This window comes from Nitrospirillum amazonense (assembly GCF_029594735.1).
Taxonomy (GTDB): domain Bacteria; phylum Pseudomonadota; class Alphaproteobacteria; order Azospirillales; family Azospirillaceae; genus Nitrospirillum; species Nitrospirillum amazonense.
The window spans coordinates 456,635-478,263 of record NZ_JARPAF010000002.1 but is presented as its reverse complement, the minus strand read 5'-3'; the positions used below and the strand labels follow the sequence as shown (position 1 = coordinate 478,263).

The following is a 21,629-nucleotide window of genomic DNA, read 5'->3' as shown; positions in this document are numbered from 1 at the left end:
CCTCAAGCGCCGGGCGCCGGCATCCGCTGGCTGGGCTGATCCTCGCTTTCCGGTCCGCTTGCGCTCCCTGGAGAGCTCCGGCGGCCCCAGCGGGGCCTCCAGCGGGGCCTATAGAATAACAAACGGGCCGCCCCCGAGGGGACGGCCCGCTGCCCATCAAGCGACAAGTCGACGTCTTAGAGGCCCGGCCCCACCTTGAACTCCGCCTCAGTCTTCTGGCGGATCTCGTCCACCGTCACGCCGGGGGCGACCTCGGCCAGGGTCAGGCCGCTGCCGCCTTCCTTGTCGACCTGGAAGACGCCCAGGTCGGTGATGATCATGTCCACCACCTTGGTGCCGGTCAGCGGCAGGGTGCAGGCCTTGAGGATCTTGGGCTCCAACGCGCCGGTCTTCTTGTCGACGGCGCAGTGTTCCATCACCACGACCACCTTCTTGACGCCGGCCACCAGGTCCATGGCGCCACCCATGCCTTTGACCATCTTGCCCGGGATCATCCAGTTGGCGAGATCGCCATTGGCCGCCACCTGCATGGCGCCCAGCACGGACAGGTCGATATGGCCGCCACGGATCATGGCGAAGCTGTCGGCGGAGCTGAAGAAGCTGCTGTAGGGCAGTTCGGTGATGGTCTGCTTGCCGGCGTTGATCAGGTCCGGATCCTCCTCCCCCTCATAGGGAAAGGGGCCCATGCCCAGCATGCCGTTCTCGCTCTGCAGCGTGACGTGCACGCCGTCGGGGATGTAGTTGGCCACCAGCGTCGGGATGCCGATGCCCAGGTTGACGTAGAAACCGTCGCGCAGCTCTTTCGCAGCGCGGGCGGCGATGTCCTCACGGGTCCATGCCATAGGTCAGCTCCTTCACGCGCGCGGACGGGTGGTGCGCTGCTCGATGCGCTTTTCGAACTTGGCGCCCTTGATGATGCGCTGGACGAAGATGCCGGGGGTGTGGATGTGGTCGGGGTCGAAGCTGCCCGGTTCCACCAGCTCCTCGACCTCGACCACCGTCACCTTGCCGGCCGTGGCCATCATCGGGTTGAAGTTCCGCGCCGTCTTGCGATAGACGAGGTTGCCCTCGGTATCGCCCTTCCAGGCCTTGACGATGGACAGGTCGGCGACGATGCCGCGCTCCATCACATAGGTCTCGCCGTCGAACTCGCGCAGCTCCTTGCCCTCGGCCACCAGCGTGCCCACGCCCGTCTTGGTGAAGAAGGCGGGGATGCCGGCGCCGCCGGCGCGGATGCGCTCGGCCAAGGTGCCCTGCGGGTTGAATTCCAGCTCAAGCTCACCGGACAGGTACTGCTGGGCGAACAGCTTGTTCTCACCCACGTAGCTGCTGATCATCTTCTTGATCTGCTTGGTTTCCAACAGCACGCCCAGGCCGAAGCCATCAACACCGGCGTTGTTGGAGACGACCGTGAGCCCGGTCACGCCCGAGAGGCGGATGGCCTCGATCAGGTTTTCCGGGATGCCGCACAGGCCGAAGCCGCCGGCCATGACGGTGATGTCGTTGCGCAACAGCCCGGCCAGGGCGGTTACGGCGTCGGGGTAGACCTTCTTGCTCATCGTGTCTCCGGACGGCCCCCTAGGATGTTTGGATTTCCGGTGCCTGCCCCTCTCCCGGGCACTATGCACCGCAGCATTGCTTACGGCCCCGATGGGGGTTAAGTCAACTTGAACGACCCTTCAACTTCGGCAGCCCTGCCCCTTGCCAGCCGCCGCTTGCAGCAGGCGCCCCAACGCGCTAGACCCTGAGGGGTCTGCCGGGACGCCCGCGACCCCTGGGTCCTGCCTCCCACGGCCTACCCCTTTTCCTCAGGCCCGTCCTCCCGTGCTGGACCTCATCCTCACCACCGCCGTCGCCCTGTTCGTCACCATCGATCCCGTCGGGCTGGGCCCCATGTTCGTGGGCCTGACGGCCGGCATGGACCAGCGCTACCGCCGGCGCATGGCCATCAAGGGCACGGTGATCGCGGCCCTGATCCTGTTCTTCTTCGCCTTCGCCGGCGACCTGTTGCTGCGGGCTCTGGGCATCGGCTTCGCCGCCTTCCGCATCGCCGGCGGCGTGCTGCTGATGCTGGTGGCCATCGACATGGTCTTCGCCCGCGAAAGCGGCGTGCGCACCGCCACGGCGGATGAGCGGGAAGAGGCGCGCCACCGCGCCGACATCTCCGTCTTCCCCCTGGCCATCCCGCTGATCAGCGGCCCCGGCACCATGACCACCATCGTGCTGTTCATGGGCCGCGCCCACGGCGACCTGGCCAAGCAGGCCGTGGTGCTGGGCGTCCTGGCCGGCATCCTGGCCCTGACCCTGTTCGTGCTGATTTTCGCCACCAAGGTCAGCCGCATCCTGGGCCGTACCGGCATCACCGTGCTGAACCGCGTGCTGGGCATCCTGCTATCCGCCCTGGCCTGCCAATTCGTGATCGACGGAATTTTGGCGAGCGGCTTGATTCATACGAGTTAGCTTCAGGCGCCAGCGCCGCCATCCGGCGGCTCGGCTTCCTCACATTTCGGTCCGCTGCGCTCCCCAAAATGCTGCGGCGGCCGCGGTCGCGGCCTTGTCGCTGCGCTCCGTGGCGCTCCAAGGGTGTGTTTGGGCGGAGGTAGGCCGCCTGCTTCAGCCGCAGCCCCCACCGGAGCCGCAGCTGGGGCCGTGGCGGTGGGGGGCGGTGTCGCGGTTGAGGCCCTGGGCCTCCAGCTCGGATAGATAGCGGGCCCAGCGCTCGTCGTACTCCATGCCCAGCTCGTACAGGTATTTCCAGGAGAAGATGCCGGTGTCGTGGCCGTCGTCGAAGATCAGGCGGACGGCGTAGTTGCCGATGGGCTCCAGCTCCGCCACCGCGACGGTGCGCTTGCCCGGCACCGTCTGCTTCTGATCCGGGCTGTGGCCCTGCACCTCGGCCGACGGGCTTTCCACCCGCAGGTACTCGGCCGGCAGGGTGGCGCGGGCACCGTTGTCGAAGGTGATGACCAGTTCACGCTCCGCCCGCTTGTAGCGGATCTCGGTCGGCCAATGCTGGGTGCCGTGGGCGTCGGTCGCGAAGTTTTCCTGGGTCATGACTGTCAGCCTCAGTCGTCGAGAGACCGGGCCTCGTCCACCAGCATGATGGGGATGCCGTCGCGGATGGGATAGGCCAGGCGCGCCTGCTGGCTCACCAGTTCCTGGCGCTGGGCGTCGTAGCTGAGCGGCCCCTTGGTCAGGGGGCAGACCAGGATCTCCAACAGCTTGGGATCGACCTTGGCGGTATCGGACATGGCGGCAAAACCTTGCGAAAAAGGAAGTCATAGCAGCGGTATGAGATTTTGCCTCATCCCGCTATCGGATGCGACCGCATCCGCCGTAGCGAGCACCCTCTCTTATACAGAAAAGGGGGCGCGGAGCGAGGAAGCCAAGCCGGCGGATGCCGGCGCCGGCGCTTGAGGGGGCATTTGAGCGGTTACGATCACATGCCCGTAGTATCAATGCCGCGCGGCATCGCCGTCCGCCGATTCATGCACCGCCATCTGCACCAACGCCAGCAGCATCGACGCGCGACCGATGAAATCCGGTGCCTCCAGCAGGGCCTGCTTCTCGGCCGGTGTGAAAGGGCACAGCATGGCGATGGTGGCGACCAGCTGTTCATCCGACGCCGTCTCAAGCGCCTGCCAGTTCACCGTCAGCGACCGCCGGGTGAAATAGGGCCTCAGCGCCGCCATCAGGCCGGCCCGGTCGAAGCCGCCATCGGCCGGGGCGACGAAGTCGCCGGCGAAGGGCGACCAGTCGGCCATGACGCGGCGGTAGCCTCGCATAGTCGACACCTCTTCCCGGATGCGGAAGCGGCAAAGGCCGGACAGGGTGATGAGATAGCGGCCGTCGTCGGTCTCGGCGAAGGCTGTCAGCCGGCCGCAACAGCCTACGCCGGCCAGCGGCGGATCAATGCTGCTGTCCGTTTCCGTTCCCGGTTCCACCGGCTGGATCATGCCGATCAGCCGGTCACCGGCCAGGCTGTCCTGGACCATGGCCAGGTAGCGCGGCTCGAACACATTGAGCGGCAGGCGGGCCCGGGGCAGCAGCAGCACCCCCGTCAGGGGAAAGACGGGGATGCTGGCCGGCAGCTGCTCGAAGGTGGGGGCGAAGGGGCTCATCACTTCGTTACGACAGCGAAATCACTTAGGCGAACAGGATGGACGAGAGCTTGCGCCGCCCCGCGATGGCCAGCGGGTGCTTGAAGCCCAAGGCTTCGAAGAACTTCACCAACTGCTTGCGGGCCGCCTGCTCGTTCCATTCGCGGTCGCGCTTCACGATGTCCAGCAGGTGGTCCACCGCCGCCTCCTGCTGGCCGCCGGCATAGAGGGCCAGGGCCAAGTCATAGCGGGCCTGGTGGTTGTCGGCGTCGGCCGCCACCGCGCGCTCCAGATCGCCCACCGGGCCCATGTCCGCCGCCTGGCGGGCCAGGTCCATCTGGGTGCGCAGGGCCACGATCTCCGGCGCCTTGGCCAGGGCCGCCGGCGCCTGGTCCAGCATCTCCTGCGCGGTGTCCGCCTGGTCGGCGGCCAGCAGGCAGCGGATCAGGCCGGCGTAGGCCGCGGCGTTCTCCGGCTCCTCACCCAGCACCTCATTATAGAGGGCGGCCGCCGTCTGGGCGTCGCCCGACTCCAGCAGCTGGCCCGCCTCCTCCAGCACGGCGGCGATGTCGGCGGCGCCGGGCACGCCGCCCGCGGCCTGCACCAGGCGGTCGATGAACTGCTTCACCTGGCTTTCAGGCAGGGCGCCGGTGAAGCCGTCCACCGGCCGGCCCTGGAAGAAGGCATAGACGGCCGGAATGGACTGGATGCGCAGCTGGCCGGCAATGGCCGGGTTCTGGTCGGTGTCGATCTTGACCAGCTTCACCGCCCCCTTGGCGGCCAGCACAGCCTTTTCGATGATGGGGCCCAGGGTCTTGCAGGGGCCGCACCACGGCGCCCAGAAGTCCACGATCACCGGCACCTCGCGTGAGGCTTCGATGACGTCGGCCATGAAGGTGCGGTCGCTGCCGTCCTTGATCAGGTCGGACTTGTCCACCGGGGCGTTGCCACCGGGGGCGGCGTTGGTCGGAAACTGCATGGCCTCGTATATCCCTTCTCAGCCGCAGAGCCGGCTTCCACCAGCCGCCGCCCACCTGGGCACGGCATGGGGGGCCCCGCGCATAGGTCCCTGAAATGAGCCCGCCGGGCCGCCGCCGCAAGGGGCACGCGCGCCCCACGCGCCGTCGGGGCGGGTGACCGGTCCCTTATAGCCGCCCCCGCGCGGGGAAAAAAGACACCCGATTTTTCCCTGAAAAAAGCGCTTGCATTCGATCCGCACCTGCATATTATCCGCGCTCACCGCCGGGGGGCACCGATCGCAGGGTCGGCGCCAGACGTCGGGATGGAGTGCGGGCGTAGCTCAGGGGTAGAGCACAACCTTGCCAAGGTTGGGGTCGAGGGTTCGAATCCCTTCGCCCGCTCCAGTCTTCCTCAGGGAAGAACAAGCGAGAAAAGGCCGGGCCGGCTGGTTCGGCCTTTCGCTTTTAGGTGAGCCTTCGACGTGAAGGCGGAGAGTCGGGTATGCGGGCGTAGCTCAGGGGTAGAGCACAACCTTGCCAAGGTTGGGGTCGAGGGTTCGAATCCCTTCGCCCGCTCCAGTCTCTCCAGAACACGGCAAAGACCGCAAAAGCATCAAAGGCGCCCCCCCGGGCGCCTTTTGCGTTTCCGGCGTCACCTTTCCTCCCCCTCTCTGCATCGATGTGCCGGCGCCGGCGAAAGCCGCTGGCAGGCGGGGCCCTCTCCTGCTTTCCTGAGGCCTGGACATTGGCGGGGCTTTGGGGGCCTGGGGAGCGATGGCGGCGTGGGGGCGGTCACGGGTGGGATGGTCAATGGGCGGCAGGTCGCTGGGCCCTCAGTTCAATTGGCTATGGACGGCCTACGCCGTCAGCGTCGCGGGCACCTGGCTGGCCTGGGGCGGCTTTCCCCTGATCGCGGTCACGGTGTTGCACTGCGGCCCCGCCGCCGTGTCCCTGATGATGGCGGGGGGCCTGGCCGCGGGGGCGGTCGCCGCCATTCCCATGGGGCCCTGGGCCGAGTTCCGGGCCAAGCAGGGCGTGCTGATCACCATGGACCTGGTCCGCTTCGCCGCCATGATCACCGTTCCCATCGCCTATCCGCTGGGCTGGCTGAGTTATGCCCAGTTGCTGGTCGTCTCCATCATCGTCGCCACCGCCAACATCACCTTCACGGCGGCCAGCGGCGCCTACATCAAGGCGCTGGTCCCCCGGGAGGACCTGATCACCGCCAACGCCGTGCTGGAGTCCACCAGCTGGGTCGCGACCATCGCCGGGCCTCCCCTGGGCGGGATGGCCATCGGGCTGATGGGTCCCGTGGCGACCATCCTGGTCGACGCTGTCAGCTATCTGCTCTCGGCCCTGGGCATCGGCATGATCGAGGGGCGGGAGCAGCCGCCGACGCGGCCCGCCGGTCCCAGCCGACGGCTGGCTGAATTGCTGGACGGCTGGCGTTTCATCCTGGCGCACCCAACGCTGTGGCGGCTGTTCCTCAACACCGTGTTGGTGAACGCCATGATCATGGTCAGTGCGCCGCTGATGGCCTTCCTGATGCTGGGGCCGCTGGCCTACACGCCCTGGCAGTATGGCCTGGCCTTCGGCCTGCCCTGCGTCGGCGGCCTGATCGGGTCGCGCCTGGCGCGGCCGCTGGCGGCGCGCCTGGGCCAGCGCACCACCATCCTGGTGACGGGAACCCTGCGGGCCGGGTGGTCGCTAGGCCTGGCCTTCATCGGCCCCGGTACGCCCGGCCTGGTCCTGGTCATCGCCGTACAGTTCGGGCTGGTGCTGTGCTGCGGCGCCTTCAACCCGGTCATGGCCTCGTTCCGCCTGGAACAGCTGGCCGCCGACCGCGTCGCCCGCACCCTGTCCGCCTGGTCGGTCACCAACAGCCTGACCACGGCGGCGCTGATCGCCCTGTGGGGCCTGCTGGCCGACATGACCAGCCCCCGCATCGCCATAGCCATCGCCGGCATCCTCATGCTGGCGACGCCCATCCTGCTGCCCTGGCGCCAGATGCGACCGGCCGCCAGCCTGGCCCCAGGCCTGCCGTCCTGACCCCGTGGCGGGGACGGCGGTCAGCCTTCCGCCGGCAGCCCCAGTTCATCCCGGATGGTGTCCAGCAGGATACCGGCCAGACGGGCGGCGGCGGGGGGCGGATCCGCCTCCGCCCGGTGGAGGGCCAGGGGCACGCGCGGCAGGGGCGGCAGGCCGGTGGCGGCGGGGTCCAGCACCGACAAGCTGCGGGGCATGGTGACGGTGGTGCGCACCGTCAGGCCCAGCCCCCCCTCCGCCGCCGCCCACAGCCCGGACAGGCTGGGGCTGGTGAAGGCCAGGCGCCAGGGCAGGCCGGCACCATCCAGCGCCGCCACCGCGGCGGAACGGAAGGCACAAGGGGCCGGCAGCACGGCCAGCGGCAGAGGCTCCCCCGCCAAGGCCTCCATGCCGGGCCAGTCAGGCCGCCCGATCCAGGCGATGGGCAGGTCGGCCACCTGCCGGGCATAGGGCGTGCCCCGGCCGTCACCCCAGATGAGCGCCAGGTCAAGTTCGCCCTTCACCGTTTTTTCCGTCAGGGGGGTGCTGCGGTCCACCTGCACCTCCACCCGCACCTTGGGATGCGCCCGGTTGAAACGGTTCAGCACGCCGGGCAGCCAGGTCTCGGCGAAGTCCTGCGGCAGGCCCAGGCGCACCCAGCCCGCGAGCTCGGCCCCCCGGATGCCGTCCACCGCCTCGTCGTTCAAGTCCAGAAGGCGCTTGGCGTAGCTCAGCAGGCTTTCGCCGGCGGGGGTCAGGGCTAGGCCACGCCCGGATTTCTGCACCAGGGGCCGGCCGATCTGATCCTCCAGCTTGCGCAACTGGGTGCTGATCGCGGACTGCGACCGGCCCAACCGTTCCGCCGCGCGGGCGAAGCTGCCCAGCTCGAAGCCAGTCATGAAGGTCCGCAGCACATCCATGTCCAGGTTGACGCGCGCCATCAAAGTCCGGCTCCAACAGTTCGATTCTATGGATGTATATGTTCGGAAGTTTCAAATTTTCCGAATGATTGTGCGCTCTTACCTTCAAGGTCGTCAAGCGGGTCCGCCCGCCCTTTTCGAAGAACGGAGCGTATCATGCCCCTCGTCCGCATCTCCCTGATCAAGGGCAAACCGGCCGCCCATATCCGCGCGATCGCTGACGGCGTCCACCAGGCCTTGACCGAGACCTTCGGCGTGCCAGCCGACGACCGCTTCCAGCTGATCGACCAGCATGAGCGGGACACCTTCCTCTACAACGCCGATTACCTGGGCGTGCGCCGCACCGACGACCTGGTGATCATCACCATCCTGGCCAGCAACTGGCGCGACACCGCGCAGAAGCAGGCTCTGTACCGCGCCATCGCCGAAAATCTGACCCGCGCCCCCGGTCTGCGACCGGAGGACGTGATGGTGGTGCTGGCGCCCAACCAGCGGGACGACTGGTCCTTCGGCAACGGCCTCGCCTCTTACGTCAACCCCACCTGAACCCTTACATGCAGGAGAACCATCATGAACGCCCTCGCCCATGACAGCCTGGCCCGCGAGGCCTATGCCCGCAGCCCCCTGGCCAATTCCCCCTTCGCCCGCCTGGGGCCGCTGGTCCCGCCCCTGTCGTCCATCGCCGGCGGCCTGGCCCTGGTGGCCTTGCGCCATAATCCGCACGGCGCGGGCGGTGTGGAAATGGCCGCCTGTGCCATCGCCGCCCTGGCCGGGCTGGCGGCCACCCGCCAGCGGCTGAGGGGGGCCGGCCTGTTGCTGGCGGCCCTGGCCCTGCTGCTGGCGGCGGCCGCAGCGCTGGTAGGCATGGCGCTGGATGGCGCCGCCTTCCTGCCCGCGAGCGCCAGCGCCCTGGCCGCCCTGGCGCTCGGGTCGCTGGCGGCCGGGGCCGGGCTCGGGGCCGGTCAGCGCTGACCGTGGGCCGCGGCCGAGACCTCCGCCCATTCCTCCCACGCCGCCAGGCGGCGGGCATAAACTTGGCGGATCAGGGGCAACGGCCCCGTGCCCAGCAACAGGCGCAGGGGCGGGGTCTCGGCATCCACCACTTTCAGGATGGCGTCGGCGGTGGCGTGGGGATCGCCCGACATCTCTGGTTTGAAGTTGGCCATGACGGCGGCGCGCACGCCATCGTAATCGGCCATCGCCGGCGCGAAGGCGATGGAGGCGCGGAAGTCGGTGGCGAAGCTGCCGGGCTCGATGATGGTCACCTTGATGCCGAAGCCCGCGACCTCTCCGGCCAGGGCCTCGCTCAACGCCTCCACCGCATGCTTGGTGGCGGTGTAGACGCCGGCGGTGGGGAAGCTGACCACGCCGCCGATGCTGGACACCGTCAGGATATGGCCATGCCCCTGGGCCCGCAGCAACGGCACAGCCGCCTGGATGACGGACAGCGTGCCGAAGACGTTGGTGTCGAAATTGGCGCGCGCCGCCTCCGCCGTCATCTCTTCCACAGCACCCATGCAGCCATAGCCGGCGTTGCTGAGCACCACGTCCAGCCCGCCGAAATGGGCGTGCGCCCGCACCACCGCCCGGAACACGCCGTCGCGATCGGTGACGTCCAGGGCCAGGGGTGCCAGCCGGTCGCGATATTCGGTGGCCAGGTCGGCCAAGGTCCCGATGTCGCGCGCGGTGGCGGCGACCCGGTCGCCCCGCCGCAGCGCCGCCTCCGCCCAGATACGGCCGAAGCCGCGGTTGGCGCCGGTGATGAACCAGGTCTTCGTCATCTGCCTCTCCAATAAATTTACACCGTGCGCGAATTCGCACTGAGTGCGATATCAAATATCGCACCGGGTGCGATATTTCAAGAGAAGGCCATTCATGCGATAAGGGGCCCATGGATACCGCCCCCCCATCACCCGCGACGCCGGGCAAGACCGAAGGCCTGCGCGACCGCAAGCGCCGGGAGACGATGCAGCGCATCGCCGAGACCGGCCTGAGGCTGTTCATGGAAAATGGGTTCGAGGCGACGACCCTGGACGCCATCGCCGCCGCCGCCGGCATCGCCCGGCGCACCTTCTTCTATTATTTCAAGTCCAAGGAGGACGTACTGCTGGCCTGGCAAGGCAGCGGTTTCGTGGAGGCCATCGGCCCGGCCCTGCTGCAGGAACCAACGGACCAGTCTCCCTTGGCCGCGGCGCGGCACTGCCTGCTGACCTTGACCGCCCGCTTCGAAACCAAGGCGTCCATCGCCGCCGACACCCTGCTGCGCTCTACCGAGACGCTGCGCGCCCGTAAGCTGGCCAAGATGGTGGATATGGAACGCGACCTGGCCCAGGTGATGGCGGAACGATGGCCCGACCGCGCGGCGGAGGAACTGCGGGTTGCGGCCATGCTGGCGATCGGCGCCCTGCGCCTGGCGCAGGAGGAGTGGCGTCTGGACCACGCGGCCCATCCAGACACAGCCCGCCCCCTGGCCGAGCACCTGAAGGCCACGTTCGCCCTGTTGGACCGGCAGGTGCCGTCCACGGCCTAGGATCGCCTAGAACAGCCGGCGCCAGTGCAGCACCACCAGGGACACCAGGATGGTGAAGACCATGACGCCGCAGACCCACATGAAGCCGGCGTCGTGGCCGCTCCACGGCAGGCCGCCCACGTTCATGCCGAAGATGCCGGTGATCAGGTTCACGGGCAGCAGGATGGTGGTGACGATGGACAGAATATAAAGGTTGCGGTTGGTGGCCTCGCTGAAGCGGTTGGACAGCTCGTCCTGCAGCAGGCGGGCGCGTTCCTGCACCAGATCGAGATCCTGGCCGACGCCGTCCAGCCGGTCGATGCCCTGGCGCAGGCGGGCCTGATCCTCCCCCCCGCACCAGCCGGGCAGGCGGCCCAGCGCCACGTTCAGCGCCGTGCGCTGCGGGCCGATGTGGCGGCGCAGGCGGGCGGAGGTGCGGCGGATGCGCCCCAGCTTCTCCCCCTCATCCTCCAGCCGGTCGGCCAGCAGGGCGTCCTCCACATCATCGACATCGTTGGCCAGCTCACTGACCTCCGCCGCCACCGTGTCGGTTAGGTGGAACATGAGGTGGGCGATCAGGTCGACGGCACTGGTGGGCGCCAGGCCTTGGCTGATGGCGCGGCGCAGCTGGTCCACCGCCATCAGCGGCTGGCGCCGGGCGGTTATGACCAGGTGGGAATCCATATACAGGCGCAACTGGCCCAGGCCGCCGGCAGGGTCATCGAAGCGGTGGTGCAGGTCGGCCAGAACGCCGGTGAGGCCGTCGCCCACCGGTTCCAGGCGGAAATGGCTGTCCTGGCCCAGCAGCGCCTGGCGGGCGCCCCGCGGCAGGGTGGGCATGGCCTCGATCCACTGCCGCGCCCGCACGTCCACCAGGTTGAAATGCAGCCAGAGCAGGCCGCCGGGTTCCGCCATGGCGTCGTTGATGCCGGGCCAGGGGACTGGCGCCACCGTTCCGTTGCGGATCAGGAATCCGCAGATCAGCCCGTGTTCCTCGCTGATGTCCGACGCCGCGCGCGTGCCCATGGCCCCTCCGCCTATCGGGGCGGCCCCAACGCTGCCGCCCCTTCCCTGTGATGCCGGGCGGAAACGGCCAACGTCAATGCCTTGGAATCTTACGACTTTGTGACAGGACCGCCCCAGGCCCTGCGACGCGATGGCGTGCGTCGCTTTGCCGCAAGAAAGCGCGACGATCAGAAGGGCTTGCCGATCACCAGGACCAGGATGCCCACCACCGCCAGCACGATCAGGGCGGGCATGAAACGGCCCAGGGCGGTGCGGCGGCGCCCCTCCCCGGCCGCCAGGCGGCGCAGGGCGCCGGCCTGGGCGCCGTGCAGGCCCGACAGCGCCGTGACCAGCGCCAGCTTGGCCCACAGCCAGCCGGCGGAGGGCAGCCAGCCGCCCTGGACCGCCAGGGTCAGGCCCAGGCCCCAAACCAGCAGGATGGCCGGTCCCGTCACCCAACGATGCCAGGCCCGCGCCGCGCGCCAGAAGGCGGGCGACAGGGCATCGGCGCTGGGCACGAAGGCCAGCAGCAGGGCCGCCGCCAGCAGGCCCGCCACGAAGGTGACGGCCGCGGCGGCGTGCAGCGATTCCAGCCAGAGGTAGGGCATGGGTCCGGGTTCCCGATCTTAAGTCCGCCCCCTTGATACACCAGCCGCCAGCCTGCCGGATGGGGCCAATTTGACCAAGCGGAACGGCCCCGGATCGCTCCGGGGCCGCCAACCGCATCATCTTGCGACGTCTTAAACCTGGGCCAGGCCGCCGTCGGCGAACAGTTCGGCGCCGGCGACAAAGCTGCTGTCGCTGGAGGCCAGGAACAGGGCGGCCTTGGCGATCTCCTCCACCTCGCCCACGCGGCCCAGGGGCACCTGGCTGGCCATGTAATCCAGCAGGCCCTGCTGCTGGGCGGCGTCCGGGCCGGCCAGTTCCACCAGGCCCGGCGTGCGGATGGGGCCGGGGCTCAGCACGTTGACGCGGATGCCGCGTTCCTTCAGGTCCAGGGTCCAGCTGCGGGCCAAGTTGCGCACCGCCGCCTTGCTGGCGCTGTAGACGCTGAAGGCCGGCGTGCCGGTGCTGCCGGCGGTGGAACCGGTCAGGATGACCGAGGCGCCGTCCACCAGCAGGGGCAGGGCCTTCTGCACCGTGAACACCACGGCCTTCACGTTGCGGCCGAAGATGTCGTCGTAGTGTTCCTCGGTGATCTGGCCCAGGGGCAGCATGGTGCCGCCACCGGCGTTGGCGAACAGCACGTCGATGCGGCCGGCCTGGGCCTTCACCTGTTCATAGAGGCGGTTCAGGTCTTCCGCCTTAGCGCTGTCGGCCTGGACGCCGGTGGCGTTGGGGCCGATGGCCGCCACCGCCGCCTGCAGTTCCGGGGCGCGGCGGCCGGTGATGAACACCCGGGCGCCTTCGGCGGCGAAGGCCTTGGCGGTGGCGAGGCCGATGCCGCTGGTGCCACCGGTGACGACCGCGACCTTGCCTTCGAGTTTGCGAGCCATTTTATCTTTCCTTTCAGTGCCTTGGTTTGTGCCGCCCGTCTCTGTCCGTGGTGGGCGGCGGCTGATGGACAAAAGATGTCGCCAAACCCGAATTTCTAAAATAGAAAGGATTGAAAATTATCGTTGCAGGTTTGATGCGATGACCAAGGTGCCGGATTTTGAAGGCCTCGCCATGTTCGCCAAGGTGGCGGAGGAACGGTCCTACGCCGCCGCCGCCCGGGCCATGGGCGTGTCGGTCGCCACCGTGTCGCGCGGCGTCAGCCGACTGGAGGACAGGCTGGGTGCCCGCCTGTTCAACCGCACCTCGCGCCGCCTGGCCCTGACCGACGTGGGCGCCGCCCTGGCCGCCCGGGCGTCCCAGCTGTATGCCGAGGCCGAGGCGGTGGAGGACGCGGCGCGGGAGCTGTCCAGCCGGCCGCGCGGCACCATCCGCCTGGCCGTGCCCATGTCCTTCGGCGTGCGCTGGGTGGCGCCGCTGTTGCCGGCCTTCCTGCGCGCCTATCCCGAGATCACCGTCGATTTGCACCTGAGCGACGCCACGGTGGACCTGATCGGCGAGGGCTTCGACGCCGCCCTGCGCATCGCCGTGCTGACCGACAGTTCTCTGGTGGCGCGCCAGCTTTGCCCCATCGCCCGGCACATCGTGGCCGCCCCGGCCTACATCGCCCGCTACGGCCGCCCCCGGCATCCGGGCGAACTGGCGGCCCATCACTGCCTAGGCTACGCCTACCGCGCCCGCCAGGACGTCTGGCGCTTGATCAACACCGATGGGGAGGAGGTGGCCGTGACGCCCACCGGCCCCTTGCGCGTCACCAATGGGGAAGCGCTGCTGCCCACCGTGCTGGACGGCCTGGCCATCGCCGAGTTGCCGGAGTTCCTGGCGGCTGAATACCTGGCCGACGGCCGGCTGGTGGATCTGTTGGACGGCTGGTCGATGCCCCTGGGCGGGCTGTACCTGGTGACCCCCACTACCCGCGCCCGCCCCGCCAAGGTGGAGGCGCTGGCGGATTTTTTCATCAAGCACATGGCCCGCCCCGCGTGGCGCCAGCCGCGATAGGAATCCCCGCCTGCCGCCAGCCGCGAAAGGAACCCCCGCGTGGCGCCAGCCGCGAGAGGAACCCAAGCCACTGCCCGGGGTTCACACCCGGGGTTTACAGCGGCAACCGCGGGAGACGAGACATGACCGAGAAAGCGGAGTTTCCAGTGTCCAAGGTGCGCCGCTATCTGGAACCGGGCCCCATCGTGCTGCTGTCCAGCGCCCATCGGGGGCAGCGGGACATCATGGCGTTGGGCTGGCATACGATGATGGAGTTCACGCCGGCATTGGTGGGCTGCGTCATCGCCGCCGGCAACCACAGCTTCGAGCTGGTGCGGAGCAGTGGCGAATGCGTGCTGAACCTGCCCACCGCCGCCATGATCGACACCGTGGTGGGCATCGGCAACACCAGCGGGACGGAGGTCGACAAGTTCGAGCATTTCGGCCTGACGGCAGCCCGGGGGGTGAATGTGGACGCCCCGCTGATTCGCGACTGTCCCGTCAACCTGGAGTGCCGGCTGGCCGACGCCAGCCTGGTGGAGCGCTACAACTTCTTCATTTTCCAGGTGATGAAGGCCCACGCGGTGCCGCAGCCGGAACACCATGAGACCCTGCACTACACCGGCGACGGCGTGTTCATGGTGGCAGGCGGGACCGTCAGCCGCCGCGACCAGTTCCGGCCTGAACTGTTGGACTGATACCTGCCGTCGCAAAGTCGCTCTACAGCCGGGGCGCGTCCGGCATTAGGGTCGCCCTCCCAAGGATGATGACCCGGCACGTTTCATGTCGCCCCGCCTGTACCTGACCTTTCCCTTGCTGGCCGTGCTGATCTGGACCGGCAACAATCTGGTGACCAAGGCGTCGGCCGGGGCCATCCCGCCCAGCGTCATCGCTTTCGACCGCTGGCTGCTGGCCTTCGCGCTGCTGACGCCGTTCTGCCTGCGCGGGGCCTGGGCGCGGCGGTCCGTCATCCGCCAGCACCTTCCCCAGATCGCCATCCTGGGTCTGCTGGGCATGGCCTTGTATCAGGGGTTGGCCTACTACGCCGCGGCCAGTACCAGCGCCACCAACATCGGCATCTTCGTGGCCCTGGTGCCGCTGCTGACGCTTGGCCTCAGCAGTGTCTGGCTGCGGCAGAAGCACGGGCCCCTGGCCCTGGTGGGCGGGGTGGTGTCGCTCGCCGGCATCCTGTTCGTGCTGGGCCAGGGCGATTACGGCCGCCTGCTGTCGCATGGCGTGGGCCGGGGCGACGCCTTCATGCTGGGTGCCTGCGTCGCCTATGCCGGCTATGGTGTCTGCCTGAAGCGCTGGCCCCTGCCGCTGCCGGTATGGACGGCGCTGTACGTCCAGGTGGCGGCGGCGCTGGTCTTCCTGCTGCCGGGTTACCTGCTGGCGCCGCCGGCACCGGTCACGGCGGCCAACGCGGCGCTGGTCCTGTACGCCGGCATTCCGGCCTCCATCGTGGCGCCGGTGTTCTGGATGCAGGGGGTGAAGCACCTGGGACCGGGCCGCACCGCCATCTTCATGAACCTGCTGCCCATCACCACCGCCGTGCTGGCGGCCCTGCTGCTGGGCGAGGTGCTGCACCCCTATCATCTGGTGGGCGGCGGCCTGGTGGTGTTGGGCATCGTGCTGGCGCAACGCCCCACCCGCCCGCGACCGGCCGCCACTCAGCCCTGAACGGCCTCATCCCCCCGTGTAGAGGCGGATGAGGGCGGAGACGTTCTCGGCGCCATGGCCGGCCTCCCGCGCGCGTTCCAGCACCCCCAGTGCAACGTCAGCGACGGGGGTGTCGGCCTTCAGCGCATCCGCTGCCTGCGTGGCATAGCGGAAGTCCTTGGCCATCAGATCCACGGGGAAACGCACGGCGAAGTCCCCGGCCTGCATCAGGCGGGCATAGCCAGCGGCGGCCGGGCTGGCCACCGGCAGGGTGGTCAGGACATCCAGGGCGGCGGCACCGTCGAAGCCGGCCTTGGCGAGGAAACCCATCATCTCCGCCCAGGCGGCCAGCTGGATACCCAGCAGGCCGTTCACCGCCAGCTTCATCGCCGCCCCCCGGCCCACCGGGCCGACGTGGCGGACGGCCGCCGCAAGGGGCGCCAGCACCGGCTGCGCCCGGTCGAAGGCCTCACGCCCGCCCCCAGCCAGGACGATCAGCTTGCCATCCTGCGCCTGGGGCAGGCTGCCCACCACCGGCGCCTCCAGGAAGCCCGCCCCGGTGGCGGTCACCGCCGCCGCCAGCTGGGTGGCCCAGGCGGGGGAGACGGTGCTGCACTCGATGGCGACAGCGTCCTTGCCTAGGCCCCCCAGGGCGCCGGTCGTGTCATCCAGCCACACAGCCCGGGACGCCGTGTCATCGGCCACCATGGTGATGACGAAGTCCGCCCCCGCCGCGGCTGCGCGCGGATTGGCGGCAGCGGTGGCGCCGAGCGCTGTCAGGTCCGCCGTCGCGGCGGGCGAGCGGTTCCACACCGTGACGGCGTGACCCGCCCTGACCAGGTTCGCGGCCATGCGGGCGCCCATGGCGCCCAGGCCCAGGAATGCGACCTTGCTCATGTTTTCAATGCTCCTTGAAGGGCGGCTCACCAGGGAACCGTCGCGCCCGTGTAATCCAGATACTGCAGGCCAGGCTTTCCAGCCTGGGCGGTCACCACATCGACCACGCGGGGAATGCTTTCCGACACATCCAGGCTGGCGGCCGGCCCGCCCATGTCGGTGCGCACCCACCCGGGGGCGATGACCAGCAGGGTACGGCCGTGCGCCGGCTGCCGGGCGGCGTAGGAGCGCATGAGGGTGTTCAGCGCCGCCTTGCTGGCGCGATAGACCTCCCACCCGCCGCTGAGGTTGTTGGCCACGCTGCCCAGGCCGGAGGACATGACGGCGATGGTGCCCTTGGGCGTCACCAGCTGGCCCAGCACCTCGACACAGCGCATGGGCGCCAGGGCGTTGGTCACCTGGATGCGGACGAATTCCTCGGTCGACACCCCGCCGATGGTCTCTTCCGGGTTGTTGGTGACACCGGCGTTGACGAACAGCACGTCGACCCGGCTGCCTTCGAGGCGCCGGCGCAGGGCTGCGATCTGGTCGGCATGGACGATGTCCACCGTTTCCACCGTCAGGCGGCCCTGCGCCTCGCCGGCCAGTTCATGCAGGGGCCCCGGCTCGGCACCGGGACGGACGGTGGCGATAACCTGCCAGCCGCGGGTCAGATACTCCTGGGCCAAGGCCAGGCCCAGGCCACGGGAGGCGCCAACGATGAAGGCGGTGGGGGAAGCGGACATGGGAGGGGACCCTTTCTGCTAGGGGCGCCGGCCGCCCCGGTGCACGCCGGGATCGGGCCATGAGGAAGAGGAGACGCCTGATATGGGGCGGCCCCGGCGAAAGTCAGGGGGCGAAAGTCTCCGGGGGCCTGGGAATAAGCATGCCGCAGCGCGCCCGACGCGCGCGATTGACGATGAGTCATCAGGCGGCTGACCCGTCGTCATAGCCACCAGGCTTGACCTCATTTTACCCGGGTATTATATCTCCCGCCAGGATATCACCCGGGTGAAACAGGATCGCGCCATGCAGAGCCAGGACAGGAAGACGGCCATCGCCGACTACAAGAAGCGAGAGGATGAGCCCGGCATCTACGCCCTGCGCTGCGCCGCCCTGCCGGACACCGTGTGGGTGGGGCCGACGCCGACCCTGGACACCATCCGGAACCGGCTGTGGTTCAGCCTGCGCCACGGCGGCCACACCCACCGGGGCCTGCAAGCCGCCTGGAACACCCACGGGGCCGACGCCTTCACCTTCGAGGTGCTGGAACGGCTGGAGCCGGAGGAAAGCCCCTATCTCGCCCGCGCCCAACTGAAGGACCGCGCCGCCCACTGGCGGGCGGCGCTGAAGGCGGAAGGGATTTGATCCACGCCGCATTTGATCTCAACCGATCAAATGCCCTTCAAACGCCGGGCGCCGATATCCATCGGCTTGGCTTATCCTCGCCTTTCAGTCCGCTAACGCTTCCCAAAAGGCTCCGGCGGCCGCAGTCGCGGCCTACGGCATGAGCGGAAGCTCATGCCGTCAGCTTCCGCCTCACCCTGGCCGCTTCGGGATATCGAGGCCCCGCTGCACCGCCGGACGCGCCAAGCCGCGTTCCAGCCAAGCCGGAACGTTCTTGAGGCTGTCGTAGTCGACCAGCTCACCCGCGCCGTAGAAGCCCACCAGGTTGCGCACCCAGCCCAGGCAGGCGATGTCGGCGATGGTGTACTCCTCGCCCATGATCCAGGGGCGGTCGGCCAAGCGGCCCTCCAGCACGCCCAGCAGGCGCTTGGATTCGTCGGCGTAGCGCTTCAGGGGGCGCTTGTCCTCATAGTCCTTGCCGGCGAATTTGTGGAAGAAGCCCACCTGGCCGAACATGGGACCGATGGCCGCCATCTGGAAAAACACCCATTGCAGGGTCTCATAGCGGGCGGTCGCGCCGGCGGGCAGGAACTTGCCCGTCTTTTCCGCCAGATAGACCAGGATGGCACCGGACTCGAACAGGGCGATGGGCGTGCCCTCCGGCCCGTTGGGGTCGATGATGGCCGGGATCTTGCCGTTGGGGTTCAGCGACAGGAATTCCGGCGTCCAGCTCTCGTTCTGCATGATGTTGACGAGATGCGGCTCGTAGGGCAGCCCGGTCTCCTCCAGCATGATGGAGACCTTCACGCCGTTGGGCGTGGGCAGCCCATAAAGCTGGATGCGGTCGGGATGCTGGGCCGGCCAGCGGCGGGTGATGGGGAAGGCGGACAGGTCAGTCATCGGGGCTTCTCATCAGTCGGCTCAGGATGCGGCATTGAACCGCCAATCGGCCCCCGCTTCAACGCCCCCGCTTCAACGCCCTCGCTTCAACGGCCGCGGTCACAACGCGAAAGAAAAGGGCGGCCACCCGCGACCGCCCTTTCCCATGACCTTGGATGCCGGCCTTACTTGGCCTGGACCACGTCCACCACCTTGGCGTCGGGCTCGCTCCAGCCCTTGGCGCCGGTATGGCCCAGGCTGTGGCTGGCCTCAGACCAGCTGAGTTCGGTGACGTTGCCGCCGCCCTGCTCATAGGCGTAGGTGAAGCCGTCGTCCTGGAACAGGGTGAAGCGGCCATCGGCCCCCGGATAGACCTTCACCTTGGCGATGGTCTGCTTCTGGTGCGTGTTCTCGATGGGGGAGCCCAAGGGCAGGATGGACCCGGCCTTCACGAACACCGGGATGCGGTCGATGGGCGCCGCCACCGTCACCGTCTGGCCGCCGGTGTAGCGCTTGTCCGTCCAGAAGTCGTACCAGTCGCCGCCTGCCGGCAAGTACACCTGCTTGGTCGTCGCCCCCTGCTCCGTCACCGGGGCCACCAGCAGGGCGGGGCCGAACATGTATTCGTCCCGCATGTCGGTGACGGCCGGGTCGTTGGGGAAGTCCAGCGGCAGGGCCCGCAGGAAGGGCGCGCCCGTCTTATAGGTCTTGTAGCCCAGAGAATAGATGTACGGGATCAGCTGGTAGCGCAGCTTGACGTACTTTTCCAAGATGGCCTGGGCGTCGGGCCCATAGGACCAGATCTCGTTGGCCGGGCGGCTGCCGTGGGTGCGCAGCACCGGCAGGAAGGTCGCGTACTGGAACCAGCGGGTGTACAGCTCGGGATAATCGTCATAGCCGCCGACGACGCCGCGCGCCGGCGTCGGGTCAAGCAGCGGCGCCTTGGCGGGCTTATGCTCTTCCGGCAGGTACTGCCAGCCGCCGGTGTCGTTGCTCCAGTAGGTGATGCCGCTGGCGGCGAAGTCCAGGCCCGTGGGCACCTGGCGCTTGAACGCGTCCCAGGTGGGGGTGATGTCGGAGGACCAGACGATGGCGCCGTTGCGCTGCACGCCCAGATAGGCGTCGCGCGACAGGATGACGGTGCGCTTGTCCTTGAAGTCGCGGCGGAAGCCGTCATACAGCGCGCTGGTGTGGAACAGCGGGTAGACGTTGAAGTACTTCGTGCCCGGCCCGATGTGGTAGTAGCTGCCGTTGGGCGGCAGGTCCGGCTCCGTCTCGTCCGACCACAGGCTGTCGAACCCCTGGCTCAGGATGTTGTCGCGGATGGTGTTCCAGTACCACTTGGCGGCGTCGGGGTTGGTGGTGTCGATGTCCGACCCGGCCTTGTCATAGGGCAGGCCGTTGGTGGGAGTGCCGTCGGCCTGGGACAGGAACCAGCCGTTCTTCTTCAACAGATCGTAATAGCGACCGTCGGATGTGAAGCGCGGCCACACGCTGATCATGGTCTCGAACCCCATGTCGTGCAGTTGCTTGTTCATCGCCTTGGGGTTCGGCCACAGCTCCGGCACGAAATCGAACTGGCCCATGATGGTGTAGTAAAACCAGTCCACCACCAGCACGTCGGCCGGGATGTGGCGCTCACGATAGCCCTTGGCGACGTCCAGCACCTCCTGCTGCGAACGGTAGCGCTGCTTGGACTGGATGTAGCCGTAGGCCGACTTGGGCAGCATGGGGGTGGCGCCGGTCAGCTGGCGGTAGCCGGCGTAGATCTCGTCCGGCGTCTTGCCGGAGATGACGAAGAAGGAGACGCGGTCGCCCACCTCGGACGTCCAGCGGGTGACCTCATTGAAGCCCGGCTCGATGGTCGTCTTGGACGGGTTGTCCCACAGCAGGCCGTAGCCGTAGTTGGTGATCATGAAGGGCACGCAGGTGCTCTGCCCGCCCGAGGCGTTGTAGTCGTTCCAGCAGCGCACCACATGGCCGCGATGGTCCAGGAAGCCCTCCTGGTTCTGGCCCAGGCCGTAATAGTGCTCATCCGCCGGCGAGGCGAAGGTGCCGTTCACGGTGTAAAATTGCTCATCCGTGGGCCGGCGGTCGTGCAGCAGCTGGCTGTTGCCATCCTTGAAGTTGGGCACGCCCATGGACCAGCCGGTGAAGTCCAGGATGGTCTTGCCCGCCGCGTCCTTGAACAGGATGTGGGCGCCATTGGTGGTGCCGCCGAAATAACGGCTGATGTCCACGGCGGTCTGCTGCGGCGCCACGGCGTGCGGCGGCGGGTGCCAGCCGACGATGGTGGCCGACATCTGGCCGGACTTCAGCACGGTGTCCCCGCGCTCATCCTGGCCTTGCGTCCAGCCGGCGGTGTTGGTGCCGGGGATGATGCCGTAGCCGGGGCCGGCCAGGGCCGCGTCCTTCTTCAGGCTGAGGGTGACGCGGATGATGTTGGGGCCGTAGGGCTCCAGCACCAGGGTCTGTTCCTGGGTCTTGGTCGACTGGTCCACCACCACGGCGGCGGTAACATCCCTGTCGGCCGCGAGCGCGGGCGCGGTCAGGGCCGAGGCGGCGGCGCCCAGGCCCATGGCCAGTGCCAAGCCCCGGTAAATCAACATGGATTTCGGTGTGGCGCCGCGCGTGGGCTGCCCCTGCGTCTTCATGGTCCGGATTCCCCCTGGAGGATTCTTATAAATCATATGATAGCGGTACCATCGGCCATGCCCAGGCCGGGGTCAACCCGAAACTCCCCGTCCCGGCTCCCGGTCCCGCCGTGGTCCATCGTTCCGGCACAGCAACAGTCCGTGCCGCCGCTATGCCCTATCGC

24 protein-coding genes and 2 tRNA genes are annotated in these 21,629 nt (G+C 68.4%); 11 read left to right on the top strand and 15 right to left on the bottom strand.

Features of this window, described 5'->3' with window-relative positions; translation table 11 throughout:
- Positions 1-176: 176 nt before the first annotated feature.
- Together P5F91_RS08320 and P5F91_RS08315 are read right to left on the bottom strand one after the other, a co-directional pair.
- The gene (locus P5F91_RS08320) at positions 177-842 is read right to left on the bottom strand and encodes a 3-oxoacid CoA-transferase subunit B (protein ID WP_145610706.1); all 666 of its coding nucleotides are present in this window, start codon (positions 840-842) and stop codon (positions 177-179) included.
- Between the two features lie 12 nt (positions 843-854).
- Positions 855-1,559 (bottom strand): CoA transferase subunit A, encoded by a 705-nt coding sequence (locus P5F91_RS08315; protein WP_145610707.1) that lies wholly within the window; start codon positions 1,557-1,559, stop codon positions 855-857.
- A 265-nt stretch (positions 1,560-1,824) separates the two neighbouring features.
- On the opposite strand from P5F91_RS08315, the gene P5F91_RS08310 reads away from it, so the two are divergent.
- The gene (locus tag P5F91_RS08310; protein WP_145610708.1) at positions 1,825-2,460 is read left to right on the top strand and encodes a MarC family protein; all 636 of its coding nucleotides are present in this window, start codon (positions 1,825-1,827) and stop codon (positions 2,458-2,460) included.
- A gap of 153 nt (positions 2,461-2,613) precedes the next feature.
- Here P5F91_RS08310 and P5F91_RS08305 read toward each other — a convergent pair whose 3' ends face one another.
- From P5F91_RS08305 to P5F91_RS08290, 4 genes are all read right to left on the bottom strand, one after another.
- The gene (locus P5F91_RS08305) at positions 2,614-3,054 is read right to left on the bottom strand and encodes a gamma-butyrobetaine hydroxylase family protein (RefSeq protein ID WP_145610709.1); all 441 of its coding nucleotides are present in this window, start codon (positions 3,052-3,054) and stop codon (positions 2,614-2,616) included.
- Between the two features lie 11 nt (positions 3,055-3,065).
- Complete coding sequence (locus P5F91_RS08300; RefSeq protein ID WP_040845462.1) at positions 3,066-3,251, bottom strand: Trm112 family protein; 186 nt, start codon at positions 3,249-3,251, stop codon at positions 3,066-3,068.
- Between the two features lie 204 nt (positions 3,252-3,455).
- Complete coding sequence (locus tag P5F91_RS08295) at positions 3,456-4,121, bottom strand: LON peptidase substrate-binding domain-containing protein (protein WP_277906992.1); 666 nt, start codon at positions 4,119-4,121, stop codon at positions 3,456-3,458.
- Positions 4,122-4,146: 25 nt separating this feature from the next.
- Positions 4,147-5,079: a thioredoxin family protein gene (locus P5F91_RS08290; RefSeq protein WP_088870617.1), complete on the bottom strand. Its 933-nt coding sequence runs from the start codon at positions 5,077-5,079 to the stop codon at positions 4,147-4,149.
- A gap of 310 nt (positions 5,080-5,389) precedes the next feature.
- Here P5F91_RS08290 and P5F91_RS08285 point away from each other — a divergent pair.
- The 3 genes from P5F91_RS08285 to P5F91_RS08275 all read left to right on the top strand — a co-directional run bounded on the left by P5F91_RS08285 (position 5,390) and on the right by P5F91_RS08275 (position 7,108).
- A tRNA-Gly gene (locus tag P5F91_RS08285) sits at positions 5,390-5,464 on the top strand.
- 99 nt (positions 5,465-5,563) lie between these two features.
- Positions 5,564-5,638, top strand: a tRNA-Gly gene (locus P5F91_RS08280).
- Positions 5,639-5,869: 231 nt separating this feature from the next.
- A complete protein-coding gene (locus P5F91_RS08275) occupies positions 5,870-7,108 on the top strand; it encodes an MFS transporter (protein ID WP_277906991.1) in 1,239 nt (412 codons plus the stop codon).
- Between the two features lie 20 nt (positions 7,109-7,128).
- On the opposite strand, the gene P5F91_RS08270 is transcribed toward P5F91_RS08275, so the two are convergent.
- A complete protein-coding gene (locus P5F91_RS08270) occupies positions 7,129-8,025 on the bottom strand; it encodes a LysR substrate-binding domain-containing protein (RefSeq protein ID WP_277906990.1) in 897 nt (298 codons plus the stop codon).
- Between the two features lie 135 nt (positions 8,026-8,160).
- On the opposite strand from P5F91_RS08270, the gene P5F91_RS08265 reads away from it, so the two are divergent.
- Both P5F91_RS08265 and P5F91_RS08260 read left to right on the top strand, forming a co-directional pair.
- Entirely contained in the window at positions 8,161-8,550 is a 390-nt protein-coding gene (locus P5F91_RS08265) for a tautomerase family protein (protein WP_277906989.1), read from the top strand.
- Between the two features lie 24 nt (positions 8,551-8,574).
- Positions 8,575-8,976 (top strand): hypothetical protein, encoded by a 402-nt coding sequence (locus P5F91_RS08260; RefSeq protein ID WP_277906988.1) that lies wholly within the window; start codon positions 8,575-8,577, stop codon positions 8,974-8,976.
- On the opposite strand, the gene P5F91_RS08255 is transcribed toward P5F91_RS08260, so the two are convergent.
- Positions 8,967-9,785: an SDR family NAD(P)-dependent oxidoreductase gene (locus P5F91_RS08255; RefSeq protein WP_277906987.1), complete on the bottom strand. Its 819-nt coding sequence runs from the start codon at positions 9,783-9,785 to the stop codon at positions 8,967-8,969. The two genes, P5F91_RS08260 and P5F91_RS08255, sit on opposite strands and share 10 nt — an antisense overlap.
- A 110-nt stretch (positions 9,786-9,895) precedes the next feature.
- Between P5F91_RS08255 and P5F91_RS08250 the strand changes: the two genes are divergently transcribed.
- A complete protein-coding gene (locus P5F91_RS08250; RefSeq protein ID WP_145610717.1) occupies positions 9,896-10,534 on the top strand; it encodes a TetR/AcrR family transcriptional regulator in 639 nt (212 codons plus the stop codon).
- Between the two features lie 6 nt (positions 10,535-10,540).
- On the opposite strand, the gene P5F91_RS08245 is transcribed toward P5F91_RS08250, so the two are convergent.
- The 3 genes from P5F91_RS08245 to P5F91_RS08235 all read right to left on the bottom strand — a co-directional run bounded on the left by P5F91_RS08245 (position 10,541) and on the right by P5F91_RS08235 (position 13,014).
- Positions 10,541-11,539: a transporter gene (locus P5F91_RS08245; RefSeq protein WP_145610718.1), complete on the bottom strand. Its 999-nt coding sequence runs from the start codon at positions 11,537-11,539 to the stop codon at positions 10,541-10,543.
- Positions 11,540-11,706: 167 nt separating this feature from the next.
- Positions 11,707-12,126 carry a CopD family protein gene (locus P5F91_RS08240; protein ID WP_145610719.1) on the bottom strand — a complete coding sequence of 140 codons (420 nt, stop codon included), beginning with the start codon at positions 12,124-12,126 and terminating at the stop codon, positions 11,707-11,709.
- Positions 12,127-12,258: 132 nt separating this feature from the next.
- Positions 12,259-13,014: an SDR family oxidoreductase gene (locus P5F91_RS08235; RefSeq protein ID WP_145610720.1), complete on the bottom strand. Its 756-nt coding sequence runs from the start codon at positions 13,012-13,014 to the stop codon at positions 12,259-12,261.
- A gap of 139 nt (positions 13,015-13,153) precedes the next feature.
- On the opposite strand from P5F91_RS08235, the gene P5F91_RS08230 reads away from it, so the two are divergent.
- From P5F91_RS08230 to P5F91_RS08220, 3 genes are all read left to right on the top strand, one after another.
- Positions 13,154-14,071, top strand: coding sequence for a LysR family transcriptional regulator (locus P5F91_RS08230; RefSeq protein ID WP_145610721.1), 918 nt, complete (start codon positions 13,154-13,156; stop codon positions 14,069-14,071).
- Positions 14,072-14,193: 122 nt separating this feature from the next.
- Positions 14,194-14,748 (top strand): flavin reductase family protein, encoded by a 555-nt coding sequence (locus P5F91_RS08225; RefSeq protein ID WP_145610722.1) that lies wholly within the window; start codon positions 14,194-14,196, stop codon positions 14,746-14,748.
- Positions 14,749-14,833: 85 nt separating this feature from the next.
- Positions 14,834-15,730: a DMT family transporter gene (locus tag P5F91_RS08220; protein ID WP_145610723.1), complete on the top strand. Its 897-nt coding sequence runs from the start codon at positions 14,834-14,836 to the stop codon at positions 15,728-15,730.
- Between the two features lie 6 nt (positions 15,731-15,736).
- On the opposite strand, the gene P5F91_RS08215 is transcribed toward P5F91_RS08220, so the two are convergent.
- The gene (locus P5F91_RS08215; RefSeq protein WP_145610724.1) at positions 15,737-16,606 is read right to left on the bottom strand and encodes an NAD(P)-dependent oxidoreductase; all 870 of its coding nucleotides are present in this window, start codon (positions 16,604-16,606) and stop codon (positions 15,737-15,739) included.
- Between the two features lie 26 nt (positions 16,607-16,632).
- Entirely contained in the window at positions 16,633-17,331 is a 699-nt protein-coding gene (locus P5F91_RS08210) for an SDR family NAD(P)-dependent oxidoreductase (protein WP_145610725.1), read from the bottom strand.
- 265 nt (positions 17,332-17,596) lie between these two features.
- On the opposite strand from P5F91_RS08210, the gene P5F91_RS08205 reads away from it, so the two are divergent.
- On the top strand, positions 17,597-17,953 hold the full coding sequence (locus P5F91_RS08205; protein ID WP_246134382.1) for a GIY-YIG nuclease family protein: 357 nt from the start codon (positions 17,597-17,599) through the stop codon (positions 17,951-17,953).
- 171 nt (positions 17,954-18,124) lie between these two features.
- Here P5F91_RS08205 and P5F91_RS08200 read toward each other — a convergent pair whose 3' ends face one another.
- Positions 18,125-18,832 (bottom strand): glutathione S-transferase N-terminal domain-containing protein, encoded by a 708-nt coding sequence (locus P5F91_RS08200; protein ID WP_088870631.1) that lies wholly within the window; start codon positions 18,830-18,832, stop codon positions 18,125-18,127.
- Positions 18,833-18,996: 164 nt separating this feature from the next.
- Positions 18,997-21,465 (bottom strand): glycoside hydrolase family 31 protein, encoded by a 2,469-nt coding sequence (locus P5F91_RS08195; protein WP_145610726.1) that lies wholly within the window; start codon positions 21,463-21,465, stop codon positions 18,997-18,999.
- Between the last annotated feature and the right edge of the window lie 164 nt (positions 21,466-21,629).